Source organism: Rhizobium sp. CF142, from assembly GCF_000281145.1.
Lineage (GTDB): Bacteria > Pseudomonadota > Alphaproteobacteria > Rhizobiales > Rhizobiaceae > Rhizobium.
The window spans coordinates 1-22,290 of the sequence record NZ_AJWE01000037.1; the positions used below are offsets into that span (position 1 = coordinate 1).

The following is a 22,290-nucleotide window of genomic DNA, read 5'->3' on the forward strand; positions in this document are numbered from 1 at the left end:
TAGCGGCCCGCCAGTCGAAATCAACGCCTTCGTAGCCGGCGTAATCGCGCTGTCGGTCGTCTTTTCCGCCTATTGCTCGGAAGTGCTGCTCTCGGCCTTCCGCGCCATTCCCAAGGGGCAGTATGAAGCGGGCGACTCGCTTGGCCTGCATCGCGGTCGCACACTGCGCCTCATCGTTCTGCCCCAGCTCGTGCGCATTGCGCTGCCGGGCCTCACGAACCTCTGGATGGTGCTGCTGAAGGACACGTCCTACGTCTCCATCATCAGCCTTACCGATATCCTGCGTCAGACGAGCGTTGCCGTGCGCGTGACCAAGGAACCCTTCTTCTTTTATGGCCTGGCCTGCTGCCTCTATCTGGCGCTCGCCATCCTCTCCTCCTTCCTGCTCGTCTATGTCGAGCGCTGGGCCAAGCGTTCGGAGATCCGTCGATGAGCTATGCCGAAACACTGATCCCGCCGCAGCCGGCACCCCGCGAGGTGGTGAAGCCGATGACGGCCTCACGCCTCGCCGGCTATATATTCGTGGCCTTCTGGGCGCTGCTTGCCGCACTCCTGATCTACACCGTCGTCAATGGCTGGGATCCGGAGAAGTTTACCCGCTACGGGCCGCGTTATCTGCACGGCCTGTGGATGACGCTCAGCATTGTGAGCATTTCGGTCGTCTGCGGCGCCGTGCTGTCTCTGCCACTCGCCATGGCGCGCCTGTCGAAAAACCGCGTGCTGAACTGGCTCGCCTACGGCTACATCTATTTCTTCCGCGGCACGCCGCTGCTGGCCCAGCTCTTCCTGGTCTATTACGGCCTCGGTGCGTTCCGGCCGCAGCTGGAAGCGGTCGGTCTCTGGTGGTTCTTCCGCGATGCCTGGTTTTGCGGCGTCTTCGCCATGACCATCAATACGGCGGCCTATCAGGCCGAAATCCTGCGCGGCGCCATTGAAAGCGTGCCACACGGCCAGCGCGAGGCGGCCGATGCACTGGGCATCCACCGGATCATCGCTTTCCGCAAGATCATCCTGCCGCAGGCCTTCATCGTGGCGCTGCGCCCCTATGGCAACGAGATCATCCTGCTGATCAAGGGCTCGGCGGTCGTTGCCATCATCACCGTGCTCGACCTGATGGGCGAGACGCGTTATGCCTTCTCGCGCACCTTCGACTACCAGACCTATCTGTGGGCAGCGATCTTCTATCTCACGATCGTGGAAGCCCTGCGCCATCTCTGGGGCTGGATCGAGCGCCGACTGACGCGCCACCTGAAGCGCTGAAGAAACTTGGCAGCACTCTCCTGATGTTGCTGCCAACTTATTGAAATCAAAAACAAATAGCGCTTTTATGCGATATCTGTCAAGCTTCCGTTAACCACGGCATGATCTAATATCATGCTGCGCTAATAAGCGCGGAGTGGGAACAAGAAGAAGTGAGACAACATGCACAAGGACATGGAAAAGCAACTTAAGGGTTACGGGCTGACGACGGCCCAGATCCTCTACCGCATGCCGGATCATCCGGCCTTTCTTCAGACCTATATCTGGCAGGACTACGACCTCGCTCCGGACTTTCCGGAAATGCATGGTTTCCTGAAGTTCTGGCAGGAGAAACTGGACGGGCCGCTGCATTCGGTGCGTTACATTCACCGCAGGCTCATTTCGGCAACGGAGTGGCGCTCTCTTAAGGGCGAATTCATATTGCACTGAAAATGCAGTTGCGATGGTAAGCTGTGGGCTCTAAAACGCCCGCATGAACAAAAAGAAGATCGACGAAGAGGCTCTCGCGGAAGCCTATAACCGCGCTCTTGCGCTTGAAAAAGCTGGCGACATCGATGCGGCCGTGGAGGCCTATCAGGAAGTCCTGGCCATCGATCCCGAAGATCACGGCGGCGCGGCGGTGCGTATTGCCTCCATGGGCCGCGGCGAAACGCCTGTTCGAGCGCCGGACGCCTATGTCGAAACTCTCTTCGATCAGCATGCCGAAGTCTTCGAGGATGTGCTAGTGGAACAGCTCGGCTATCATGTGCCGATGCTCGTGCGCCAGCGCCTGCAGGATTTGAAGCTCGGCCCTTTCAAGCGCATGCTCGATCTCGGCTGCGGTACGGGCCTGACCGGCAGCGCGCTGAATGACCTCTGCGAGGAGATGATCGGCATCGATATCTCCGAAAACATGGTCGTCATCGCCGATGAGAAGGAAGTCTATGAGACGCTCTTCGTCGCCGAGGTCGAGGATTTCCTCGACGACAATGAAGAGGATCCTTTCGATCTGATCACCGCGACCGACGTGCTGCCCTATCTCGGCGCGCTGGAGCCGCTGTTCTTCGGCGCTGCCGAGAACATGAATGCCGGCGGCATCTTCATCTTCTCCTCGGAAACCCTGCCCGAAAGGCTGGCGGACGGCCGCCCCTATATGGTCGGTCCGCACCAGCGCTTCATCCACACCGAGACCTATATCCGCGAGCGCCTGGCCGCCACCGGCTTCGAGCTCATCGAGATGATGGAGATCAACGTGCGCATGCAGGAGGGCCAGCCGAGCCCCGGCCATCTGGTGACGGCGCGTTATAACGGCTGAACGTGCATCTGGCATTTTACGGGCGCCTTGCTAATTTCCTGACCTGATCTCTTCAGGAAAAGGTCAACGCATGGCGCTCGTTCTCTACCAGCATCCGCTTGCCTCCTTCTGCCACAAGGTGCTGATCGCGCTCTACGAGAACGGGACGCCCTTCGAGAACCGCTTCGTCGATCTCGCCGACGAGCAATCGAGCGCCGACCTCCTGCGCTTCTGGCCAGTCGGCAAGATCACCATCCTGCGCGATGAGACGCGCGACAGCACGATTCCCGAAACCAGCATCATCATCGAATATCTGGACCGGCATTATCCCGGCCCGGTTTCGCTCGTACCCGAGGAAACCAATGCCGGCCTGCAGGTCCGCCTCTGGGATCGCTTCTTCGATCTCTATGTGCAGGTGCCGATGCAGAAGATCGTCATAGACCGGATACGCCCGGAAGGTTCGGCCGATCCGCACGGCGTCAACGAAGCGCGCGCCATGCTGTCTCTCGCCTATGACATGGTGGAAAAGCAGATCGACGGCAACGCCTGGATCACCGGCGACGCCTTCACCATGGCCGATTGCGCCGCCGCACCGGCACTATTCTATGCGAAAACGCTGGCGCCCTTCACCGAGAAACGCCCGGGGCTGGAAGCTTATTACCGCCGCCTCCTCGAGCGCCCCTCCTTCGCCCGCGCACTGAAAGAGGCGCTGCCCTATTTCAAGTTCTACCCCTACACGGAAAATCTGCCGGACGAGTTCCGGCCGCAGGAATAGCGGGCGCCTGCCTTGCTAGTGAGCGTTCGAGTAGCCGGCCTGCCGGGACGGATGGGCCTGCGCAAATTCCGGCATGTCGAAGCAGCGCTTCCCAAGCGCCGCCACGGCCGGAAAGGCAGAGAGGTCAATCTTGTTGAACTCGGCCAAGACGATCTGGCCGGCGATGCAGATATCGGCAATACCGGGGATCTCGCCCAGCGCAAAGGGTGTGGGCGGGCGCCGGGTGAGCAGGCGCTCGTAGGTCGCAAGTCCCTCCGTCGTCCAATGCCGGCACCATGTCTCGATCGCGGATGCATCCGCGCCGAATGCCTGGCCGAGATGTTTGCGCACGCGCGGCACGATCAGCGGGTGCGCATCGGCGACGGCGACCAGCGCCAACGACCGGGCATAGGCTTTTTCCCTGGCATCCTCGGGCATCAGGCGCGGCTGCGGATGGATATCGTCGAGATATTCCATGATCGCCAGCGACTGAAAGACGCGATGGCCATCGTGAACCAGCGTGGGCACGACATGCTCGGCGTTCACTTCGGCATAAGCAGCATCGAACTGACGCCCGGAGAGAATATCGATTTCGATTTCCTCGAAAGGCAGTTTCTTCAGGGCAAGCGCGACGCGGACGCGAAAAGCCGCGTTTGAGCGCCAGAAGCCGTAGAGTTGAATGGTCATGGGAGTGATCCGCTCTGATTGAATGCCAGGTCTCGCGATGATGCGAACCTGCCATTATCTAGCGGATGATCCGCCCTCGCGCCATTGCAGCGACGCAATGTCACTTGTAGGCATTCAGGTGCCCGCGTTCCGAAAGGCGACGAATGGCGAGCCTAATGCCCGCCATCGCTACCGAGGATCGCCGAAAGCAGCCGCCCTTCGAGCTCTGCCAATGCCGGATTGCCATGGCGGCGCGGGTGCGGATAGGGAATGGCGAGATCGAGCGCGATGCGGCCCTCTTCCAGTACGATCACCCGGTCGGCGAGATGGACGGCTTCGCTGACATCATGGGTGACGAGCACAGTGGTGCATCCGAGTTCGCGCCAGACGCGGTTCAACAATTGCTGCATGCTGATGCGGGTCAAGGCATCGAGCGCACCGAGCGGTTCATCGAGCGCCAGAATGCCCGGCTTGCTGACGAGCGCGCGGGCGAGCGCCACGCGCTGTCGCTGGCCGCCCGAAAGACGCGCCGGCCACTCGCCGGCCTTTTCGGCGAGCTGCACTTCATCGAGCACGGCCCTCGCTTCCTCACGCGCCCGCTTCTTCTCGACGCCTTCGCCGAGACCGACGACGACATTGTCGGCGACGCTGAGCCAGGGCAAAAGCCGTGGTTCCTGGAAGACGATGCGGGCATTCGGCTGCGTCTCGCTGCCATCAGCGCCTTCGAAGTGTAGATCGCCCGACGTAGGTTTATCGAGGCCCATCAGGATGCGCAGCAGCGTGCTCTTGCCACAGCCGCTCTTGCCGATAACAGCGACGAACTGGCCAGCCGGTATATGCAGATTGATGCCGCGCAGCACCCGGTTGGCGCCAAAGCTCTTTTCAAGACCGGAAAGTGTGATGGCCGCAGCGCCTTCACCGGCGGCAACCGGCTGGTTCTCGGAGAATTCTACAGCTTCGGCGGCATGAAAACGTTCGTGCGTGACGACGGTCATGGCTTCAACTCCTACTTGGCGTAAGCCGGATTCCACTTGAGCGTCTGACGCTCCAGCGCGCGGGCGACGACATCGGCGAGCTTGCCGAGCACCGCATAGATGACGAGCGCCAGCACCACGACATCGGTCATCATGAATTCGCGGGCATTGTTGGCCATGTGGCCGATGCCAGCGGAGGCGGCGATCGATTCCGAGACGATCAGCGTCAGCCACATGATGCCGAGCGCGTAGCGAAGGCCCACGAAGATCGATGGCAGCGCGCCGGGGAAGATCACCTTGCGGAACAGCGTCCAGCCGCTCATGCCATAGACCTTGCCCATCTCGATCAGGTCGCGATCGACATTGCGCACGCCATGATAGGTGTTGAGATAGACGGGAAAGAGCACGCCGAGTGAGGTGAGGAACAGTTTCGATTCCTCGCCGATGCCGAACCAGAGGATGACGAGCGGGATCATCGCCAGATGCGGAATGGTGCGCAGCATCTGCAGCGTCGTATCCGTCAGCTGTTCCGAGAGCTTCGAGACGCCATTGGCAATGCCGAGCAGGAAGCCGATGGAACCGCCGACGAGAAGGCCGGCAAAGGCGCGCGCCGCGCTGACCAGTACGTCCTCAGGCAATTGCCCCGAGATCGTCGTCGTCCAAAAGGCAGAGGCGACATCGGCCGGAGACGGCATGATGCGTGAGGAAATCCAGCCGACCGAACAGCCGAGCTGCCAGAGTGCGATGATCGCAACCGGCACCAGATAGGGCAGCAGCTTGTCGCCGCCGGGCAGCGGCAGGCGGAAACCCGCCCTACCCTCACGCGTCTCGGCGGCAGCCCGCGCAAACGGCGTATCGAAAGTCGACATGGATATCTTCCTCGCGCTTCGGTTCTGAGCAATTCCGGCTAAGCTGTGCGGGGCTTCGTGTCCGGAACTGCGTTGGGAAAAGCGGCCCCGATCAGGAGCCGGAAACGACCTTCAGGTTGCCGCCATGGCTACCGCCGGCAAAAACCTTCTTGCGGCCGAACTCGTTGTTGAAGCTCAGGCGCTGTTCGTCCCTCTCGATACCGAGTTCCGGGAACAGCAGTTCGGCGACGCGATAGGCCTCTTCCAGGTGCGGATAGCCGGAGCCGATGACTGTATCGATGCCGACCTCCTGATATTCGCGCAGACGCGCGGCAACGGTCTTCGGCGAGCCGACGAGCGCAGTGCCGGCACCGGCGCGCACCAGGCCGATACCGGCCCAGAGGTTCGGGGAGACTTCGAGCTTGTCGCGGCGACCGCCATGGAGGGCTGCCATGCGCTTCTGGCCGACCGAGTCGGATTCCTTGACGAAGCGTTCCTGCGCCTCAGCGATCGTCTCGTCATCGAGATGGCGGATCAGGCGGTCAGCGGCTTCCCATGCTTCCTCGTCCGTCTCGCGTACGATGAAGTGCAGGCGGATGCCGAAGGAAACGTCACGGCCCTTGCCGGCAGCGGCAGCGCGCACCTTCTGCACCTTTTCGGCTACCTGTGCCGGCGGTTCGCCCCAGGTCAGGTACTTGTCGACGCGGCCGACGGCGAAATCGATGCCGGCATCCGAAGAGCCGCCGAAATAGAGCGGCGGGCGTGGCGACTGTACAGAGGGGAAGCCGAGGCGGGCATCCGTCGCTTTGATGTATTTGCCGTCATAGCTGGCGACACCCTTTTCGAGCAGTTCTTCAAAGACATGGAAGAACTCGTCGGCATGGGCGTAACGCTCATCATGCTCCAGATGGATGCCATCGCCGGCAAGCTCGGCGGGGCTGCCGCCAACCACGATGTTCAGCAGCAGGCGGCCGTTGGAGATGCGATCGAGCGTCGTCGCAAGGCGGGCATAATAGGCAGGTGACGCGGTACCCGGGCGGATCGCCACCAGGAACTGCAGCTTTTCGGTCCGCGCTGCCAGCGCCGAAGCCATCACGAAGGATTCCTCGCAGGCGACACCGGTCGGCAAGAGCACGCCGGAATAGCCAAGGCGGTCGACGGCCTGGGCGATCTGCGTCAGGTAGCCGATCTCAGGGGCGCGGTTGAGATCGGTGGAGCCGAGATAGGTGCCGTCACCTGAGGTCGGGATGAACCAGAGGAAATTGATCGGGTCGGATGAAGCGGTCATAAGCGCATTCCTTTCTTATAACTGTCTGAAATCGGCGGTGCGGCTGTCAGTTCGCCCAGCGGCTGTCAGCTCGCCTTCGGGTGCCAGACGATATCGCTGACCTTGAGCTGCTTCGGCACGATCTTGAGCTTGTAGAAATCGTCGGCGAGCGCCTGCTGATAGGTGAGCGCGGCATCCGGCACGAGAGAGATCTTGCCGAGATCGGCCTGGCTGCGGGTGAGCGTGACGCGGGTGATATCGGCAGGTACGCCGGTGATCTGGGCCAGCGCCTTCACCGTGTCGTCAAGATTGGCCTGGGCGGCCGCGCCGATCTTGGCGAGCTCATCGATCACATCGACGATCACTTCGGGATTGGCGCCGGTAAAGGTACCGTTGCCGAGGAAATAGCCCCAGTTGTCGAGCAGGCCTTCGGAGGTCGTCAGCACCCGCGTCTGCGGATCGGCTTCGGCCACCGCAAAGAACGGGTCCCAGATCGCCCAGGCATCGATGCTGCCGGTCTTGAAGGCGGCTCCCGCATCCGGCGGCGGCAGATCGACTTCGGTAATATCGGCAAGCGAAAGCCCGGCCTTGGCGAGCACCTTGAGCGCAAAATTATGAGCGCTGGAGCCACGCTTATAGGCAATTTTCTTACCCCTCAGATCCTCGAGTTTCTGGATTGGCGAATCCTTCTGGACGAGAAGCCCATGGAAGGCGGCAGGGCCGCGATAGGCGCCGACATAGAGAAGATCGCCACCGGCTGCCTGAGCAAAGAGCGGCGGCACATCGCCGGAAACGCCGAAATCCAGCGCTCCGGCACCCACGGCTTCGAGCAGCGGCGGGCCTGACGTGAACTCATTCCACTCGACGCTGACGCCCTTGGCCTCAAGCCGCTTTTCCAGCGCGCCCGAGGCCTTGGCGAGTGGCAGCACGCCGAACTTCTGCCAGCCGATGCGAAGCGTCGTGGCCGCAGCCTTTGCGGAGCGAACCTGCGGCAGGATGGTGGCGGCGGCCGCAGCGCCGAATAGGCCGAGCGTTTGTCTGCGAGTGAACATGAAATCTCTTCTCCGTTCTGGTGGCTTTCGGCCGTTCCTGCTGCGAACCAATGTCGCGAACCGGTCGCGCCTGATCATGCGGAGATACTGACATAGACGACTAATTAGATCGACAATATCAATTTGCTATTCTAACTCGGTCAGGAGAATAATTTTCCCCGGTTCCACGGCATGGGTACGCTCCCATGCCGCGGTCGCAGGACCCTGCCCCAGCGCCCACCCCAAACTACAGGAGAGATCATCTCGCCCGGCGGCTATCAGCTCGCCCGGGGGCTGACGAAGTCAGCTACCTCGGCGGCAGACTTGGTCAGCTCGCCTTCGGACGCCAGACGATATCGCCGGTGGTCAGCTTCTTCGGCACGATACCGAGATTGTAGAACTCGTCGGCCAGCGCCTGCTGATAAGAGGCCGCCGCATCGCTCACCGTCGTCACGCTGCCGAGATCGGCGCCGGGGCGCTGCAGCGTCACCCGCGTCACTTCGGCGGGAACACCTGTTATTTCCGAAAGCTCCTTGACCGTCGCCTCGAGATTGTCCTGCGCCGAGCGGCCGACCTTGGCGAGCTCATCCAACACGTTGACGATGACCGTGCCATTCTCGTCGGTGAAATCCTTGTTGGCGAGGAAGAAGCTGTAGGAATCGACGATACCTTCCGCCGTCGTCAGGATGCGCGTATCGGGATCGGCCTCGGCGATAGCGAGATAGGGATCCCAGATCGACCAGGCATCGATGCTGCCATTCTTGAAGGCGGCTGCCGCATCCGGCGGCGCAAGATCGACCTGCTGGACATCCTCGGGCTTCAACCCCGCCTTACGCAAGGCCTTGACGGTTACGTTATGGGCGCTTGAACCGCGCTTGAAGGCAACCTTCTTGCCCTTCAGATCTTCCAGCGACTTGATCGGCGAATCCTTGCGAACGAGGATCGCCGAGCCCGCCGGGCTGCCGCGGTAGACGCCGACATAATAGAGCGCACCACCTGCCGCCTGCGCAAAGAGCGGCGGCACGTCGCCCGTCGCACCGAAATCAAGCGCGCCAGCGCCGAGCGCTTCGAGCAACGGCGGGCCGGACGTGAATTCCGACCAGCTCACCGTGATCCCCTGATCGGCAAGCCGCTTTTCCAAGGCACCGCGACGCTTGGCGAGCGCCAGCACGCCATTCTTCTGCCAGCCGATGCGAAATTCCGTTGCGGCAGCACGGGCCGGCTTGACGGACGGCAGAATGGCCGTGGCTGCGGCAGCTCCGAAAAGCCCCAGCGTTTGTCGACGTGTGATCATCTCTATCCCCTTTTCTGGCAGGCCGGCGCTCCTGCTGCGCTGGCCGGTCCGTTTCGATAGATTGATGATGATTTAGTCTATAAATTAGATCGACAACTAAATTTATCATATTCGCGATATCTGAAACTTTCCCGACCCCGTTTCGTCCGGCTTGGAGAAATTTTGTTCCAAGAGAGGTCGCTTCTCTTTTGTCAGTGGCTTTCCGTCATCAGCCGTTTCCGCTAATCCTCGGAGCCTGTTTGCAAGCAGTTATGGAGGACAGCATATGGCGAAAGTCGCTTTCATCGGTCTCGGTGTCATGGGTTTCCCGATGGCGGGGCATCTGAAGACAAAGGGCGGCCACGATGTCACCGTCTATAACCGTACGGCCGAAAAGGCGGCCGCTTGGGCGGAAAAGTTCTCAGGCAAGTCGGCCCCTACCCCTGCCGAAGCTGCCGAGGGCGCCGATTTCGTCTTCGTCTGCGTCGGCAATGACGACGATCTCCGCCAGGTGACTTCAGGTGAAAACGGTGTGCTCAAGACCATGAAGCCTGGCTCGGTGCTGATCGACAACACGACGGCCAGCGCCGAAGTCGCCCGCGAACTCTATGAAGCCGCCAAGGCAAAGGGCGTCGACTTCATCGACGCTCCCGTCTCCGGCGGTCAGGCAGGTGCTGAAAACGGTATGTTGACCGTCATGTGCGGCGGCGATGGAGCCGTCTTCGAAAAGGCAAAACCCGTCATCGACGCCTATGCCCGTATGGTCGGCCTCATGGGTCCGGCCGGTTCCGGCCAGCTCACCAAGATGATGAACCAGATCTGCATCGCCGGCATCGTCCAGGGCCTCGCCGAAGCCGTGCATTTCGGCAAGCGCGCCGGCCTCGATATCGAAAAGGTGGTCGACGTCATCTCCAAGGGGGCGGCCGGTTCCTGGCAGATGGAAAACCGTCACAAGACCATGAACCAGGGCAAATATGACTTCGGCTTCGCTGTCGACTGGATGCGCAAGGATCTCGGCATCGTGCTGACCGAAGCCCGCAACAACGGCGCCAAGCTGCCGCTGACGGCCCTTGTCGACCAGTTCTACGGCGATGTCCAGGCGCTCGGCGGCAACAGGTGGGACACGTCCTCACTGCTCGCCCGTCTCGAAAAATGACCAAGCCCTGTCAATGATCTCGCCATCTTCGAGTGCAGCAGAGCTGATCGCGCATCTTCAGACGCTGCGCTCTGAAGACAATATCGCCGGCATGGCGCGCTTCGGCATCGTTACCGCGACCGCCATCGGCATCTCCAATCCTGATCTGCAGAGGATCGCCCGGCTCGCAAAGAAGGATCACATCAGAGCGAAAGCGCTCTGGGCAAGTGGCATCCGCGAAGCGCGGTTGCTGGCGCTCTACACGTTCGATCCGAAAAGTCTGACGGAAGCCGAGGCCCGCACACTTGTCGTCGACTTCAACTCCTGGGAAATCGTCGATTGCGCCGCCGACCTCTTCATCGAGGCGAAACTCGACGCGCTGATCCCGGACTTTGCCGCTGACGAGCGTGAATTCGTCAGGAGAACCGCCTTCGCGATGATCGCCGGTGCGGCCGTACACTGGAAGAAGGACCCGGATGAAAGCTTGCTAACCTACCTGCCGCTGATCGAAGCGCATTCCACCGATAACAGAAACTTCGTCCGCAAGGCCGTCAACTGGGCGCTCCGCAACATCGGCAAGCGCAACCGCGCCTGCCATGGTCAGGCGCTCGCCTTCGCCGAACGCCTCGCCGCAAGCACGGACAAGACGGCTCGCTGGATCGGCAAGGATGCGGTCAGGGAACTGACGAGCGAAAAACTGCTGGCCCGGCTCGTCTAACGCGCACGGAGCAATTCCAGCAAAACTGTGCCGCGGTTTTGCGGTAACACTTGCATGGAACAAAGCCTTATTGTGCTGCGATCGCGGCCCCTGTCGTAACGATCTGATGCTGCTTGGACTTCTCGACGAGGAAATCGATCAGCGCCCGCACCGCCGGCGGCATGCCCTTGGTCGTTGTGAAGACCAGATAGAACTGGCTCTCCACCGTTTGCCACTCCGGCAGCACGCGAACCAGCCGGCCGGACTGGAGATCCGACGCGCAGGCATGTTCAAGGATGAGCCCGTAGCCTACACCTGCCCGCGCAGCATCGAGGATAGCCGTCATGCTGCGGCAGGTGAGCCGTGGCTGATGGCGCACGACCTTCTTCTCGCCATCAGGCCCAACCAGCTCCCAGGTATGGAAGGACATCCAGGTGGTCATGGCAAGCGTCGGCGCATTGCCGAGATCGTCGACGCAGCCGAGTTCGCCCATGCGCTCGATGAGCGAGGGGCTGGCGACGAGGATGCGCCGCGCCCGGTCGAGCTTGCGCATCATCAGGCTCGTCTGTGTTTCCGGCTCGCTCGCCGCACGGACTTCGACATCGATGCGCTCGTTGATGAGGTCTGTGCGCCGGTCGGAACCGATGATCTGCAGCTTGATCTTGGGGTAGCGCTCCAGGAATTCCGGCAGCACGGCTCCGAGCGAAATATCGATGAGACCGAGCGGGCAGCCCATGCGCACGATCCCCTGCGGATCGGACTGGGCCTCCGTGACGATCGACTTGGCTCGATCGGCCTCTCTCAGAATCGTCTGACACTGCTCATAGAAGGCCTGACCGATCTCCGTCACCCGGAAATGACGCGTGGAGCGCTCGATCAGCCTGGCGCCGAGGCAATCCTCCAGACGGCTGACGCGCCTGCTCAGCTTGGAGCGGGGTATTTTTAATGTTCGACTTGCGGATGCAAAACCACCGCTGGAGACGACGGCAGCAAAATAGAAATAGTCGTTAAGATCGTCCATTATCGAAACCTACCCGAGAGTAGTAGTGAATGCCAGCCTCTGAAATGCTTATAGCGCCTCACCTGTCACGTTACAGTCACATTATTGGCATCGATTCCCGAGGAATAGAACCTATCCAGACGCGTAGTTCATCGGATGAATCTGTGCAACGAAAAGGTGTATATCGCGCAATAAAATAGGGCGCGATTGATCGGAGGCAACGAATACACGAATAATTTCTAAATGTGCTCGACGTCGGGAAAAATCAGGAGGAAAGCCTGCTGAAACCGGTAAGCGTGGCGGCGCTCCTGGCTTAGCACCGGCTTCCAACTGCAAAGGACTGGCCCAGCAGGGAAAACCGGACCAGTCCCTCGTTACTGATCGGAGGTCATTCTGATCAGAAACTCGTGGGTTGGGAGACCCCCGGCATGAAGCCGGGGGTTCCGTCGTTCAGATTAGAACGAGCGCTGCAGACGGAAGTAACCGGTCGTGACGTCGTCGCCATCTTCCGGATCCAGGTACTGGACGGAAGCCTTGGCGTAGAAGTTGTCAACGATCTGGTAGTCAACCGTCAGACCGACCTTCCAGGCATCGCCGAGACCTTCGAAGTCGTCAGCAACACCGGTCGTGACCGGGGTACCATAGTAGTTGCCATAGTACTGAACACCAGGAGTGATCTTCAGCTTGTCAGTTGCCTTGATGGCGTATTCGGCAGCAACTGCCCATTCAGCCTGCGAGTAGTAGGAGTTCGGGCCGCTGGAGTAGACAGCAGCGAGGCCGAGCGTGCCCGGGCCGAGTTCAGCCGTACCCATAGCGCGGATTGCGCCGTCTTCGTTGTCGAAGTCCCAGCCGCCGGTGATCTGGTAGCTGAAGGCACCAGCCGTGCCGCCGATGCCGAAGGCAACGCCAACGTTGTTCGGAGCTTCGCCGGTCTTGAAGACACCGTCTTCCAGTTCGTCGACGCTGAGGCCAGCGTAGAATGTGCCAGTTTCGTACTGATAACGGATCGAGTTATGCAGCGTTACGACAGAACCGATATCGTCCGTTTCGCCGGAGAGACCATCGTCCCACCAGGAGTAGAAGAGACCAGCGCGGAAGCCCGCGACGTCGAGGTAAGCGGAGTCGAGGATCGTTTCCTGGCTGGACGCGTTGTCAGCATTGGCCTGGAGAACGATAACGCCGGTGAGCGGACCGTATTCGGTGTCGCTCTTAGCCGTGAACTGAACCTGACCACGGGTTACAGCATCCCAGCTCGAATCGTTGGTGGCGCTGGTGCCACCGGCGTTCGGGCCAACGTTAACCTGGAAACGGATGTAGCCTTCGATCTTCAGGCAGGTTTCCGTGCCCGGGATGTAGAAGTAGCCGGTGCCGTAAGCGTCGCAGACGCGAACATATTCAACCGGCTCCGGCTCGGCAGCAACGATTGCGTCTGCTGCGAGTACCGGGGTCGATGCAGCAAATGCTGCTGCCGACGCAAGCAATACCATCTTGATGTTCATTGTAGAATTCCACTCCTTTGTCGATCGGGGCTTTACCCTGTCTCCGAAGATCCAAAGCCGACCCGTTTGAACAGCCTCACGGCGTGCGGATCGATCGAACCGCCGAACGTTCATCCCACAGACATCTGACTGTAGCAATTCGTGAAGGGTGCCAACCCACAGATCGAGCATGCTTTCTGCGTGAGGCGTGGTTTTTATACAACAATTTCAAGGGGATAAATAGATAACGCACAAATGCCGCTGCGGTAACCAGTGGCTATCGCAAGCGGCCGAAATGCTCCTCCCAAGGCACCGCAAAAAAGGAGCAAAGCTCAAACGTTTTCGCGAAGCAACCGAACTCTAGCGCCGGCTAAGGACTATATAAAGATGGGAGATTAGGACATAGTGTCCTGAAATCGAACCTAATGGTGCAGATAGCGACCATTAATCGATTTGAGGCCTACTTTTTGTTGTGGAAACAACCATAGGCACGCGTTTTGGCGTCGCTTAAACGTTTCGCCAACAGCACAAAAAATCGTGCACAGCGCGATATTGCGCTGCACGGACATTATAAAAGTGTTCCAGACACCCCCGGACCACCCTTCTGAATCGGCACCCGTGCCTCCCAACGCTTGGGCCAATTCATAGCTTGCGTGGCTTCGCATAGTTCCATGACAGGAAGATTACAATTTGGAAAGGTTTCGCGCCGCCGTCAAGTGGCTGGTGCTTCACGAGCACCCTCAGAAGTCACAGATGAACTTCTGAGTCTCCCTGCCCAGCTTACCTGAGCAGTCTCCAGAGGAGCTTCTGCTTCCTCACCAGCGGGCGCGATTCGTTCGCGCCTGCCTTAAATCATATGCGCTGTCTTGAAAGCGCCTGCCCGACTCAGTCCTCGTTGGACTTGGCGTTTTCGAGAAGCATGTAGTCTAGCGGCAGCTGGGTCGAATACTTGATCTGTTCCATCGCGAAGGCAGACGAGACGTCGCGAATCTCGATCTTGGCGATCATCCGCTTATAGAAGGCGTCATAGGCGGCGATATCGGGCACGACGACGCGCAGCAGATAGTCCACATCGCCGCTCATCCGGTAGAATTCGACCACTTCGGGGAATTCCGCCACGACTTCGGAGAAGCGGCGGAGCCACTCGATGGAATGGGTCGCGGTGCGGATCGACACGAAGACCGTGACCTTGGTATTGACCTTTTCCGGATCGAGGATCGCCACCCGGCGCTTGATGACGCCGTCTTCCTCCATTTTCTGGATACGCCGCCAGCAGGGCGTCGTCGAAAGCCCGACCTTCTTGGCGAGGTCGGCAACGGCGAGCGTCGAATCTTCCTGAAGCAGGCGCAGTATCTTTCGGTCGAGGCGATCCATACGAAACTAAGTCCCTTTCGAATTATTTTCTTTGTATAGCGCGATTCCGGCCGACGAAAAGAATTTTGTTTCAGAAGGCAAGCATTTTGATTCGCCGGCGCAACTCAGGAAGCAGTTCTTCTTCGAACCACTGGTGTCGCTTGATCCAGCCGGTATTGCGCCAGCTCGGATGCGGCAGCGGAAGAATCAGAGGCTTGCCCGGCGCTGCCAGGCTGTCATGCCATGCCCGTACCGTCTCGGTCATATTCTCACGCCTCATAGCCCCCATATGCCAGGCCTGCGCATAGCCGCCGACGGCAAGAACCAGCTCGATCTGCGGCATGGCCGAAAGCACGCGATCCCGCCAGATCGGCGCGCATTCACGCCGCGGCGGCAGGTCGCTGCCCTTGGCATCATAGCCGGGAAAACAGAAGCCCATCGGCACGATCGCGAATCGATCCCGGTCGTAGAAGGCCGGCCGGTCCACCTGCAGCCACTGCCGCAGCCGGTCGCCGGAAGCATCGTCGAATGGCAGACCGCTTTCATGCACGCGCAGCCCCGGCGCCTGGCCCGCAATCAGCACGCGGGCGCGCGACGAGAGCACGGCAACCGGCCGCGGCTCGTGCGGCAGCCAATCCTCGATGCCGCGCAGCGGCGCATCGCGACAGATCCGGCAGGCGGCAATCTCGGCCCGCAGCCCATCCAGTCGGTCCTCGCTCAGCGCACTATTCATTACCATCCCGTCCATCCGCCGATCAGCCGCTGCAGGCCGGAGCTTTCATGCCGGGCCTGATCCCTGACATCGCGCGGCATTTTGAAATGGCCGGCCCAGAGCCCGAGCTTTTGCGTCCTCGCCTGCCCTTCCTCCTGCTGATAGCCGCCATAGGAAACCGCCATCCCGGAAGCCACCATGCGCGCATTAATATTGCCGGCATTGTTTCGGCAAGTGACCAGCAGCCGGTCGTAGCGATCGCGCTCGTTTCCACCGCATTGCGTAGCTTTGTCAGAAACCAGTTGCTGAAGCGCCTGTTGCGCCCGCCTGCCGCAGGCCCAGCCCTGCTCCTGCCGCTCGCAAGTCTGCGACAATTCCGGTGCGTCGATGCCTTTCAGCCGCATGCGCTCACCATCAAGAACGAGGCTATCGCCATCGGCGGCGTGAAAAGCGCCCTGGTGCTGGATGTCGGGCCTGTCATTCAGCTTGGCAGCAATTAATGCAACGAGAGCAAGAAAAGCCAGCGCGGTTGCACCGTCTCGGGTCAACACAAGAAGCCGTGCCACGCTTTTGCCTCCTTGCAAAACAAACCCTTGGCAAAGATGGCAAACATCTTCTTAAGACTTTCCGGTTAAGCTCTTATTCATCTGCGGGACAAATTTCAACGTGCACATGAGTACCGGCGTCAGCACATCGACCGACAAGATCATTGTCGACAAATCGCGCGGCCACCGCAACAAGGCGGTTTCCAAGGCCGTGCGGCAGACACGCGAACGCCTGCAGTCCGGCCATGCCTCCAGCTCTGCCTTCGATCGTGATGTGCTGCAGATGTATATCACTGCGGTCCTGCAGGGTGCGGCAATCATGCCGCTTTTCGTCATCATCGTTGCAGCACTCGGCACCTATTTCACCGAGGATGCGAGCCTGTTCTTCTGGGCGTTGCTAACGCTGACCTGCCATGCCGCCAATATTCTTCTGGCCCGCCGCGCCAGGAAACAGGAAATTACCGCAGAAACTGTGCGCCGCTGGCGCAACCTGTTGCTGGCAGGCCAGTTCCTGATCGGCTGCTGCTGGGCGGTCTTTGCCCTGCAGGGCTGTTCGGCCTGCGAACCCTCGAGCTTCACGCTCTATAAGGGTGCCACGCTGCTGATCGCGCTGTCGGTCACGACCATGTCGAATTTCATGCTGACGCGCGCCGTGCTCGTCGGCTTTGCGCCTGCTGTCGTGGCACTTGCCGCAAAAAGCGGCCTGTCGCGCGATATTCTGGAACTCTCCCTGACCGTCGTCTTCACCATGACGGTGGTCTTCTTCAATTACATCAGCGACCGGCTCTTCCAGTTCAGCCTGAGGATCCTTTCCTTCCAGTCGGAAAAGGATGATCTGATCGCCGAGCTGGAAGTGGCCAAATCCATGTCGGACGAGGCTCGCCGCCGTGCCGAGGAGGCAAACCTCGCCAAGTCGCGCTTCCTCGCCTCCATGTCGCATGAGCTGCGCACGCCGCTGAATGCCATCCTCGGCTTCTCCGAAGTCATGTCGGCAGAGGTCATGGGGCCGCTCGCAAATCCGACCTATAAGGAATATGCTGGCGATATCCATCGCTCCGGCCAGCATCTGCTCGATCTCATCAACGAAATCCTCGATCTCTCGCGCATCGAAGCCGGCAAGTATGAGTTGAGCGAAGAGGCGATTTCTCTGCTCGATATAACAGAGGACTGCATCGGCATGGTGCAACTTCGCGCTCGCGCCAAGAACATCGCCATCCACGATCAGGTCGAGCGCCAGCTCCCGGCGATCTGGGCGGATGAGAAATCCATGCGCCAGGTCGTGCTTAATCTACTTTCCAATGCCGTGAAATTCACGCCTCAGGGTGGAGAAATAAACGTCAAGGTTGGCTGGACGGCTGGCGGCGGCCAGTACATCTCCATCAAGGATAATGGGCCCGGCATTCCCGAAGACGAAATCCCGATCGTGCTGTCGGCCTTCGGTCAGGGTTCGATCGCCATCAAGAGTGCCGAACAGGGCACCGGCCTTGGCCTGCCGATCGTTCAGGCGATCCTTGCCAAACATGACGGTCAGTTCATCCTGAAATCCAGGCTGCGCGAAGGCACCGAAGTCATCGCCATCCTGCCGGCCAAGCGCGTGTTGCAGAGCATCCCGGCCGTGGAAGAAGCTCAGCCGGTCACCAAGAAGCGCCGCAGCTTCGCTTAGTCATCCCATAATTTAAAAGAACAGATGCCTGATGATGACGAAGCCGAGATAAAGGCAGCAGGCGGCGATCATGCAGGTGACGGCGAAGGAGCCGAGATCCTTGGCATGTTTGCCGACGATGGAAATCTCGGGTGAAATCCGGTCGATCACTTCCTCGACCGCCGTATTCATCGCCTCGATGGAAAAGAGCCCGAGGAAAAGCACCGTCGTGATGACGAATTCAGTGGCATCCGCACCGACGAGAAAAAGCACAATCAGCGCTACGGCGAAGAAGCCGAGCTCCTGCCGGAAGGCCGATTCCCTGAAGACCCGCAGGAAGCCTGCCCAGGAATAGCTGGCCGCTGCCACGAAATGGCGAAATCCCGTTTCCTTGGTCACGGCAGGTTTCGTCAAAGGCGCCTCGTTTCCTCCACGCCGGTCTTTTTGCCGACGCTTTCATTTATGAGCGGATACGCAGATACCGTTTCCCCGATCTCAGCGCAAGCAATGCGCTGGTCGGGTGGCGGCTCCGACCGCATCAATGCTTGCCGGAAACGCCGGCCTGACTGAAAGTCGCCATGCCGGAATGGCAGGCGGCAGCCGCTTTGACGATGCCGGCCGCAAGCGCTGCCCCCGTGCCCTCGCCAAGCCGCATGCCGAGCGCCAGAAGCGGCGTCTTGCCGAGCTGTTCGATGGCGCGCAGATGCCCCGGCTCGGCCGAGACATGGCCGATCAGGCAGTGGTCGAGGGCAGATGGATTGGCTGCCCGCAGGATTGCGCCGGCAGCCGTCGCCGTATAACCGTCGATCAGCACCGGAATGCGCTCCATGCGCGCCGCAAGGATCGCGCCCGCCATCGCCGCGATCTCGCGTCCGCCGAGCCGGCGCATGATTTCCAAGGGATCGTCGAGGTGATCGCTGTGCAGTTCCACGGCGCGCTCGACGGCATCGATCTTGCGCTCCAGCATCTCGCCTTCGGAACCCGTGCCGGGTCCGACCCAGTCGCGTGCCGTGCCGCCGTAGAGCGCATAGTTGATGGCAGCCGCGATCGTCGTGTTGCCGATGCCCATTTCGCCGATGCAGAGCAGATCCGTGCCGCCGGCAATCGCTTCCATGCCGAAGGCCATGGTGGCGGCGCAGTCGCGCTCGGTCAGCGCTGCTTCCTGGGTGATGTCGCCGGTCGGATAATCGAGCGCCAGGTCGAAGACTTTCAGGCCGAGATCATAGGCAACGCAGATCTGGTTGATCGCAGCCCCGCCGGCGGCGAAATTCTCCACCATCTGCTGCGTGACTTCAGGCGGGAAAGGCGTGATGCCCTGCCGCACGACGCCATGATTGCCGGCGAAGATCGCCACCAGCGGCCGGTTGACAGCGGGTGGCTTGCCCGTCCAGGCGGCGAGCCAGAAAGCGATCTCTTCCAGTCGGCCAAGCGCACCCGGCGGCTTGGTCAGTTGCGCGTCGCGTTCGCGGGCGGCGACCAGCGCGCGACCATCCGGTCCCGGCAGGTCACGAAGAAGGGCGCGAAAATCGTCGAACGGCAGGCCTGAAACGCTCATCTGAATGGCTTTCCTTGTATTCTTGTCTTTTCCCGGCAAATCGGGTTCTTTGCGTGGCGACTCTCTTAAAGCGAGCGGCCCAGGCGAACAATGTGAAAAAGCACACAGCGCCAAAAGCCGCAGGGAGACAAAGACGCTGCGGAGAGGCGGGGGCAGCAGAGAATGATCCCAGGAATGATAAAGGATATCGTGGTCGATGCCGCGCGCGCGGTGGCTTTCTTAAGCCGCATTCCCATGCCGCCATGGCTCTTTGCCGGCTATGACGGCAAGCTTGGCCGGCTGGTCCGTGTCTTCCCCTTGGCGGGGCTCGTCATCGGCGCCCTGCCCGCTCTCGTCTTCCTGCTGATGCTGGCATTTCGCGCCGACCGGCTGATGGCAGCGCTCGTGGCACTCGCCGTGCAGACGATGCTGACCGGCGCACTGCACGAGGACGGGCTTGCCGATACGGCTGACGGTATCGGCGGCGGCAAATCCCGCGAGCAGAGCCTTGTTATCATGAAGGACAGCCGCATCGGCAGTTACGGCGCGATCGCCCTCATCCTCTCTTTCGCCCTGCGGGCCTCGGCACTTGCCGCCATTGCGCGTGAAACATCGCCTTTTGCAGCAGCACTTGCCATTCCCGCCGTCGCCGCACTCAGCCGCGGGGCCATTGCCTGGCACTGGCAGTGTCTTCCTGCCGCAAAACCGGACGGACTTGCAGCCTCCGCCGGAAGCCCGGCGGAAGTGACCATGCAGATCGCCCTCGTCACGGCGGGCTTCATCACCGCCATCCTCGTCTGGCCGGCACTCGGTCTGTTACCGTTCGTCTCGGCCCTTCTCGCCGCCGGTCTCGCCACGCTCGCCTTCACCTGGTTCATCCGCCGCAGGCTTGGCGGACACACCGGCGATACGCTCGGCGCCAACCAGCAGATTTGCGAGGTCGCAGCCTTCTGCGCCCTTGCCATGGCCCTCTGAAATCCCGATATATCGCCCATGCGAACACCCTGCATCCGCGTATGCTCCCTGGATCCTCTCACCGGTCTTTGCACCGGATGCGGCCGCACAACGGATGAAATTGCCGGCTGGATGCGCTTTTCCGACGAGGAACGCGAGACCATCATGGAAAACCTGCCCATCCGCCTGGCGGAACTCGCTCCTGAATCGACGAAAACCCTGGAGGCCATCGGCTGATGCGCCTCATCCTCTTGCTTGCCGTCATCGTCATCGGCCTTGCCGTCCTGCTCCTCAACAATGACCAGAGCCGCATCATGGGCCTTGAAAGCGACGATTTCGGCCGCTTCGTCTACCTGCTGCCGATCGCGATGATGCTGGCGGCCGGCATTTGGGGCAGCCGCCAGAATATCGGCCAGACCCTGCGCCAGCTGATGATCTGGCTCGTCATCATCCTGGCGCTCGCTACCGCCTACCTCTACCGTCAGGATGCGATGGCGGTCGGCAACCGGCTGCTCGCCGGCCTCGTGCCAGGCCGCGCCGTGGTCGTCACGACGAGTGAAGGCGGGCAGGAAGTCATCGTCCACAAGATGCTGAACGGCCATTTCGAGGCCGAGGTCTCGGTCAACGGCCGGTCGGTACCGATGCTGGTCGATACCGGCGCCAGCATGGTGGCGCTCTCGCATGCCGATGCGCTGCGCATCGGCATAGATCCGAAGCAGCTTACCTATTCCATGACCGTGATGACCGCCAACGGCCGCGCCCGCGCCGCCCCTGTTACCCTCGATCAGGTCGCGATCGGCCCGATCGTGCGCAGCAATGTCGCCGCGTCCGTTGCCGAAGACGGCAGGCTCGACCAGAGCCTGCTCGGCATGAGCTTCCTCGAAACGCTGGGTTCTCTGCAGATGCAGACGGACGAGCTCAGGATGCGGGACTAACAGCCGCATCCGCCTTGCAGCACGGCCCCTCAGGCCCTAGTGTTCCGGCATCCCCGCCAAAGAGGTCTCATCCGTCAATGTCCACCACCATTGCATTGTTCGGCGCCGGTGCCATGGGCAGCGCTGTCGGCCGCCGCCTTGTCGAGTCAGGCGCCAAGGTCATCACCTTTCTCGAGGGCCGCAGCAGCGCAACAGTCGAGCGCGCCCGCGCCGCAGGCCTCGTCGCCACCCCACTGTCCGCCTTCGCCGAGGCCGGTATCATCCTCTCAATCGTTCCTCCGGCTGAAGCCCTTGATGTGGCTGATCTCATCGCCCCCGTGCTACAGCAGGCCAGCAGGAAGCCGGCCTTCGTCGATCTCAACGCCATCAGTCCGAAGACCATGGAAAAGCTTGCGGCGGGCCTTGCTCCGTCAGGCGCCAAGGTCCTCGACGGCTCGATCATCGGCGGGCCGCCGGTTCCCGGCAAGGCCGGCCCGGTCGTCTGCCTCAGCGGCGATCTCGCCGGCGAACCCGATCTCCTCTCCCGCTTCGGCCTGAAGATCCGCGCTGTGAAAGGCCCCGTTGGAGCCGCCTCTGCACTGAAGATGTGCTACGCCGGCATCAACAAGGGCATGACAGGCCTTTCCGCCGCCATGCTGCTGGCTGCTTCCCGCAACGGCGCCAGTGAGGCGCTGAAGGTTGAACTGGCCGAAAGCCAGGCCGAGCATCTGATGCGCTTGCGCCAATCCATCCCGGACATGTTTCCGAAAGCCTATCGCTGGGTGGCGGAAATGGAAGAGATCTCCGAATTCCTGGGGCCTGACGATCCCGCCGCCCTGATCTTCAAGGGCATGGCCGGTGTCTTCCAGACCATCACCGACGACCGCAATGGCAGCCAGGAACTGATCGCTGTTCTCGACCGGATGCTGGAAGACGGGCGCTAAGCATCGGCCCGAAAATCGAAACTGATTTTCGGAAAG

General features: G+C 60.8%; 25 protein-coding genes. 12 read left to right on the forward strand and 13 right to left on the reverse strand.

Annotation, left to right across the window (positions count from 1 at the left end; all coding sequences use genetic code 11):
- The 5 genes from PMI11_RS10095 to PMI11_RS10115 all read left to right on the forward strand — a co-directional run.
- Nucleotides 1–433 (forward strand): ABC transporter permease subunit (locus PMI11_RS10095; RefSeq protein ID WP_007816275.1); only part of this gene is annotated, 433 nt, incomplete at its 5' end.
- Nucleotides 430–1,260, forward strand: a complete 831-nt coding sequence (locus tag PMI11_RS10100) for an ABC transporter permease (protein ID WP_007816276.1) — start codon at nucleotides 430–432, stop codon at nucleotides 1,258–1,260. The genes PMI11_RS10095 and PMI11_RS10100, both read left to right, overlap by 4 nt.
- Nucleotides 1,261–1,422: 162 nt before the next feature.
- A complete protein-coding gene (locus tag PMI11_RS10105; protein ID WP_007816277.1) occupies nucleotides 1,423–1,689 on the forward strand; it encodes an usg protein in 267 nt (88 codons plus the stop codon).
- Nucleotides 1,690–1,732: 43 nt separating this feature from the next.
- Nucleotides 1,733–2,554: a class I SAM-dependent DNA methyltransferase gene (locus PMI11_RS10110; protein WP_007816278.1), complete on the forward strand. Its 822-nt coding sequence runs from the start codon at nucleotides 1,733–1,735 to the stop codon at nucleotides 2,552–2,554.
- Between the two features lie 70 nt (nucleotides 2,555–2,624).
- Nucleotides 2,625–3,308 carry a glutathione S-transferase family protein gene (locus PMI11_RS10115; RefSeq protein WP_007816279.1) on the forward strand — a complete coding sequence of 228 codons (684 nt, stop codon included), beginning with the start codon at nucleotides 2,625–2,627 and terminating at the stop codon, nucleotides 3,306–3,308.
- A 15-nt stretch (nucleotides 3,309–3,323) separates the two neighbouring features.
- Here the strand turns inward: PMI11_RS10115 and maiA are convergent, their stop codons facing one another.
- The 6 genes from maiA to PMI11_RS10145 all read right to left on the reverse strand — a co-directional run bounded on the left by maiA (nucleotide 3,324) and on the right by PMI11_RS10145 (nucleotide 9,367).
- Nucleotides 3,324–3,974 carry a maleylacetoacetate isomerase gene (maiA, locus tag PMI11_RS10120; RefSeq protein WP_007816280.1) on the reverse strand — a complete coding sequence of 217 codons (651 nt, stop codon included), beginning with the start codon at nucleotides 3,972–3,974 and terminating at the stop codon, nucleotides 3,324–3,326.
- Between the two features lie 152 nt (nucleotides 3,975–4,126).
- Nucleotides 4,127–4,948, reverse strand: a complete 822-nt coding sequence (locus tag PMI11_RS10125) for an ABC transporter ATP-binding protein (RefSeq protein WP_007816282.1) — start codon at nucleotides 4,946–4,948, stop codon at nucleotides 4,127–4,129.
- 11 nt (nucleotides 4,949–4,959) lie between these two features.
- Complete coding sequence (gene ssuC, locus PMI11_RS10130; RefSeq protein ID WP_007816284.1) at nucleotides 4,960–5,796, reverse strand: aliphatic sulfonate ABC transporter permease SsuC; 837 nt, start codon at nucleotides 5,794–5,796, stop codon at nucleotides 4,960–4,962.
- 91 nt (nucleotides 5,797–5,887) lie between these two features.
- The gene (gene ssuD / locus PMI11_RS10135) at nucleotides 5,888–7,063 is read right to left on the reverse strand and encodes an FMNH2-dependent alkanesulfonate monooxygenase (protein WP_007816286.1); all 1,176 of its coding nucleotides are present in this window, start codon (nucleotides 7,061–7,063) and stop codon (nucleotides 5,888–5,890) included.
- Between the two features lie 65 nt (nucleotides 7,064–7,128).
- The gene (locus tag PMI11_RS10140) at nucleotides 7,129–8,094 is read right to left on the reverse strand and encodes an aliphatic sulfonate ABC transporter substrate-binding protein (RefSeq protein ID WP_007816288.1); all 966 of its coding nucleotides are present in this window, start codon (nucleotides 8,092–8,094) and stop codon (nucleotides 7,129–7,131) included.
- Nucleotides 8,095–8,401: 307 nt separating this feature from the next.
- The gene (locus PMI11_RS10145) at nucleotides 8,402–9,367 is read right to left on the reverse strand and encodes an aliphatic sulfonate ABC transporter substrate-binding protein (RefSeq protein ID WP_007816289.1); all 966 of its coding nucleotides are present in this window, start codon (nucleotides 9,365–9,367) and stop codon (nucleotides 8,402–8,404) included.
- Nucleotides 9,368–9,632: 265 nt separating this feature from the next.
- Here PMI11_RS10145 and PMI11_RS10150 point away from each other — a divergent pair, with 265 nt between their 5' ends.
- Together PMI11_RS10150 and PMI11_RS10155 are read left to right on the forward strand one after the other, a co-directional pair.
- Nucleotides 9,633–10,502: an NAD(P)-dependent oxidoreductase gene (locus PMI11_RS10150; protein ID WP_007816290.1), complete on the forward strand. Its 870-nt coding sequence runs from the start codon at nucleotides 9,633–9,635 to the stop codon at nucleotides 10,500–10,502.
- 13 nt (nucleotides 10,503–10,515) lie between these two features.
- Nucleotides 10,516–11,199, forward strand: coding sequence for a DNA alkylation repair protein (locus tag PMI11_RS10155; protein ID WP_007816291.1), 684 nt, complete (start codon nucleotides 10,516–10,518; stop codon nucleotides 11,197–11,199).
- Nucleotides 11,200–11,266: 67 nt separating this feature from the next.
- On the opposite strand, the gene PMI11_RS10160 is transcribed toward PMI11_RS10155, so the two are convergent.
- The 5 genes from PMI11_RS10160 to PMI11_RS10180 form a co-directional block, all read right to left on the reverse strand.
- Nucleotides 11,267–12,199, reverse strand: coding sequence for a LysR substrate-binding domain-containing protein (locus tag PMI11_RS10160; protein ID WP_007816292.1), 933 nt, complete (start codon nucleotides 12,197–12,199; stop codon nucleotides 11,267–11,269).
- A gap of 434 nt (nucleotides 12,200–12,633) precedes the next feature.
- Nucleotides 12,634–13,677: a porin gene (locus tag PMI11_RS10165; protein ID WP_007816293.1), complete on the reverse strand. Its 1,044-nt coding sequence runs from the start codon at nucleotides 13,675–13,677 to the stop codon at nucleotides 12,634–12,636.
- Nucleotides 13,678–14,541: 864 nt separating this feature from the next.
- Nucleotides 14,542–15,030 carry an Lrp/AsnC family transcriptional regulator gene (locus tag PMI11_RS10170; RefSeq protein WP_007816294.1) on the reverse strand — a complete coding sequence of 163 codons (489 nt, stop codon included), beginning with the start codon at nucleotides 15,028–15,030 and terminating at the stop codon, nucleotides 14,542–14,544.
- Between the two features lie 70 nt (nucleotides 15,031–15,100).
- Nucleotides 15,101–15,742 (reverse strand): uracil-DNA glycosylase family protein, encoded by a 642-nt coding sequence (locus PMI11_RS10175; protein WP_007816296.1) that lies wholly within the window; start codon nucleotides 15,740–15,742, stop codon nucleotides 15,101–15,103.
- Entirely contained in the window at nucleotides 15,742–16,287 is a 546-nt protein-coding gene (locus PMI11_RS10180) for a thermonuclease family protein (protein WP_007816299.1), read from the reverse strand. The genes PMI11_RS10175 and PMI11_RS10180 overlap by 1 nt, the downstream gene beginning before the upstream one ends.
- A 106-nt stretch (nucleotides 16,288–16,393) precedes the next feature.
- Here PMI11_RS10180 and PMI11_RS10185 point away from each other — a divergent pair, with 106 nt between their 5' ends.
- Nucleotides 16,394–17,929 carry a sensor histidine kinase gene (locus tag PMI11_RS10185; RefSeq protein WP_007816301.1) on the forward strand — a complete coding sequence of 512 codons (1,536 nt, stop codon included), beginning with the start codon at nucleotides 16,394–16,396 and terminating at the stop codon, nucleotides 17,927–17,929.
- Between the two features lie 12 nt (nucleotides 17,930–17,941).
- Here the strand turns inward: PMI11_RS10185 and PMI11_RS10190 are convergent, their stop codons facing one another.
- Together PMI11_RS10190 and cobT are read right to left on the reverse strand one after the other, a co-directional pair.
- Nucleotides 17,942–18,322: a diacylglycerol kinase gene (locus PMI11_RS10190; protein WP_007816303.1), complete on the reverse strand. Its 381-nt coding sequence runs from the start codon at nucleotides 18,320–18,322 to the stop codon at nucleotides 17,942–17,944.
- Between the two features lie 124 nt (nucleotides 18,323–18,446).
- Nucleotides 18,447–19,463, reverse strand: a complete 1,017-nt coding sequence (gene cobT / locus PMI11_RS10195; RefSeq protein WP_007816305.1) for a nicotinate-nucleotide--dimethylbenzimidazole phosphoribosyltransferase — start codon at nucleotides 19,461–19,463, stop codon at nucleotides 18,447–18,449.
- 174 nt (nucleotides 19,464–19,637) lie between these two features.
- Between cobT and PMI11_RS10200 the strand changes: the two genes are divergently transcribed.
- The 4 genes from PMI11_RS10200 (at nucleotide 19,638) to PMI11_RS10215 (ending at nucleotide 22,254) form a co-directional block, all read left to right on the forward strand.
- Nucleotides 19,638–20,417 carry an adenosylcobinamide-GDP ribazoletransferase gene (locus tag PMI11_RS10200; RefSeq protein ID WP_037071066.1) on the forward strand — a complete coding sequence of 260 codons (780 nt, stop codon included), beginning with the start codon at nucleotides 19,638–19,640 and terminating at the stop codon, nucleotides 20,415–20,417.
- 18 nt (nucleotides 20,418–20,435) lie between these two features.
- On the forward strand, nucleotides 20,436–20,633 hold the full coding sequence (locus PMI11_RS10205; protein ID WP_007816313.1) for a DUF1289 domain-containing protein: 198 nt from the start codon (nucleotides 20,436–20,438) through the stop codon (nucleotides 20,631–20,633).
- On the forward strand, nucleotides 20,630–21,331 hold the full coding sequence (locus tag PMI11_RS10210; RefSeq protein ID WP_037071068.1) for a TIGR02281 family clan AA aspartic protease: 702 nt from the start codon (nucleotides 20,630–20,632) through the stop codon (nucleotides 21,329–21,331). Before PMI11_RS10205 ends, PMI11_RS10210 begins: the two co-directional genes overlap by 4 nt.
- Before the next feature lie 77 nt (nucleotides 21,332–21,408).
- A complete protein-coding gene (locus tag PMI11_RS10215) occupies nucleotides 21,409–22,254 on the forward strand; it encodes an NAD(P)-dependent oxidoreductase (protein WP_007816316.1) in 846 nt (281 codons plus the stop codon).
- Nucleotides 22,255–22,290: the final 36 nt, after the last annotated feature.

What these genes read in the sequence shown, in the direction of transcription:
- PMI11_RS10100 (WP_007816276.1), top strand. Translation starts at nt 430, where the DNA reads ATGAGCTATGCCGAAACACTGATCCCGCCGCAGCCGGCACCCCGCGAG.
- PMI11_RS10105 (WP_007816277.1), top strand. Translation starts at nt 1,423, where the DNA reads ATGCACAAGGACATGGAAAAGCAACTTAAGGGTTACGGGCTGACGACG.
- PMI11_RS10110 (WP_007816278.1), top strand. Translation starts at nt 1,733, where the DNA reads ATGAACAAAAAGAAGATCGACGAAGAGGCTCTCGCGGAAGCCTATAAC.
- PMI11_RS10115 (WP_007816279.1), top strand. Translation starts at nt 2,625, where the DNA reads ATGGCGCTCGTTCTCTACCAGCATCCGCTTGCCTCCTTCTGCCACAAG.
- maiA (WP_007816280.1), bottom strand. Translation starts at nt 3,974, where the DNA reads ATGACCATTCAACTCTACGGCTTCTGGCGCTCAAACGCGGCTTTTCGC.
- PMI11_RS10125 (WP_007816282.1), bottom strand. Translation starts at nt 4,948, where the DNA reads ATGACCGTCGTCACGCACGAACGTTTTCATGCCGCCGAAGCTGTAGAA.
- ssuC (WP_007816284.1), bottom strand. Translation starts at nt 5,796, where the DNA reads ATGTCGACTTTCGATACGCCGTTTGCGCGGGCTGCCGCCGAGACGCGT.
- ssuD (WP_007816286.1), bottom strand. Translation starts at nt 7,063, where the DNA reads ATGACCGCTTCATCCGACCCGATCAATTTCCTCTGGTTCATCCCGACC.
- PMI11_RS10140 (WP_007816288.1), bottom strand. Translation starts at nt 8,094, where the DNA reads ATGTTCACTCGCAGACAAACGCTCGGCCTATTCGGCGCTGCGGCCGCC.
- PMI11_RS10145 (WP_007816289.1), bottom strand. Translation starts at nt 9,367, where the DNA reads ATGATCACACGTCGACAAACGCTGGGGCTTTTCGGAGCTGCCGCAGCC.
- PMI11_RS10150 (WP_007816290.1), top strand. Translation starts at nt 9,633, where the DNA reads ATGGCGAAAGTCGCTTTCATCGGTCTCGGTGTCATGGGTTTCCCGATG.
- PMI11_RS10155 (WP_007816291.1), top strand. Translation starts at nt 10,516, where the DNA reads ATGATCTCGCCATCTTCGAGTGCAGCAGAGCTGATCGCGCATCTTCAG.
- PMI11_RS10160 (WP_007816292.1), bottom strand. Translation starts at nt 12,199, where the DNA reads ATGGACGATCTTAACGACTATTTCTATTTTGCTGCCGTCGTCTCCAGC.
- PMI11_RS10165 (WP_007816293.1), bottom strand. Translation starts at nt 13,677, where the DNA reads ATGAACATCAAGATGGTATTGCTTGCGTCGGCAGCAGCATTTGCTGCA.
- PMI11_RS10170 (WP_007816294.1), bottom strand. Translation starts at nt 15,030, where the DNA reads ATGGATCGCCTCGACCGAAAGATACTGCGCCTGCTTCAGGAAGATTCG.
- PMI11_RS10175 (WP_007816296.1), bottom strand. Translation starts at nt 15,742, where the DNA reads ATGAATAGTGCGCTGAGCGAGGACCGACTGGATGGGCTGCGGGCCGAG.
- PMI11_RS10185 (WP_007816301.1), top strand. Translation starts at nt 16,394, where the DNA reads ATGAGTACCGGCGTCAGCACATCGACCGACAAGATCATTGTCGACAAA.
- cobT (WP_007816305.1), bottom strand. Translation starts at nt 19,463, where the DNA reads ATGAGCGTTTCAGGCCTGCCGTTCGACGATTTTCGCGCCCTTCTTCGT.
- PMI11_RS10200 (WP_037071066.1), top strand. Translation starts at nt 19,638, where the DNA reads ATGATAAAGGATATCGTGGTCGATGCCGCGCGCGCGGTGGCTTTCTTA.
- PMI11_RS10205 (WP_007816313.1), top strand. Translation starts at nt 20,436, where the DNA reads ATGCGAACACCCTGCATCCGCGTATGCTCCCTGGATCCTCTCACCGGT.
- PMI11_RS10215 (WP_007816316.1), top strand. Translation starts at nt 21,409, where the DNA reads ATGTCCACCACCATTGCATTGTTCGGCGCCGGTGCCATGGGCAGCGCT.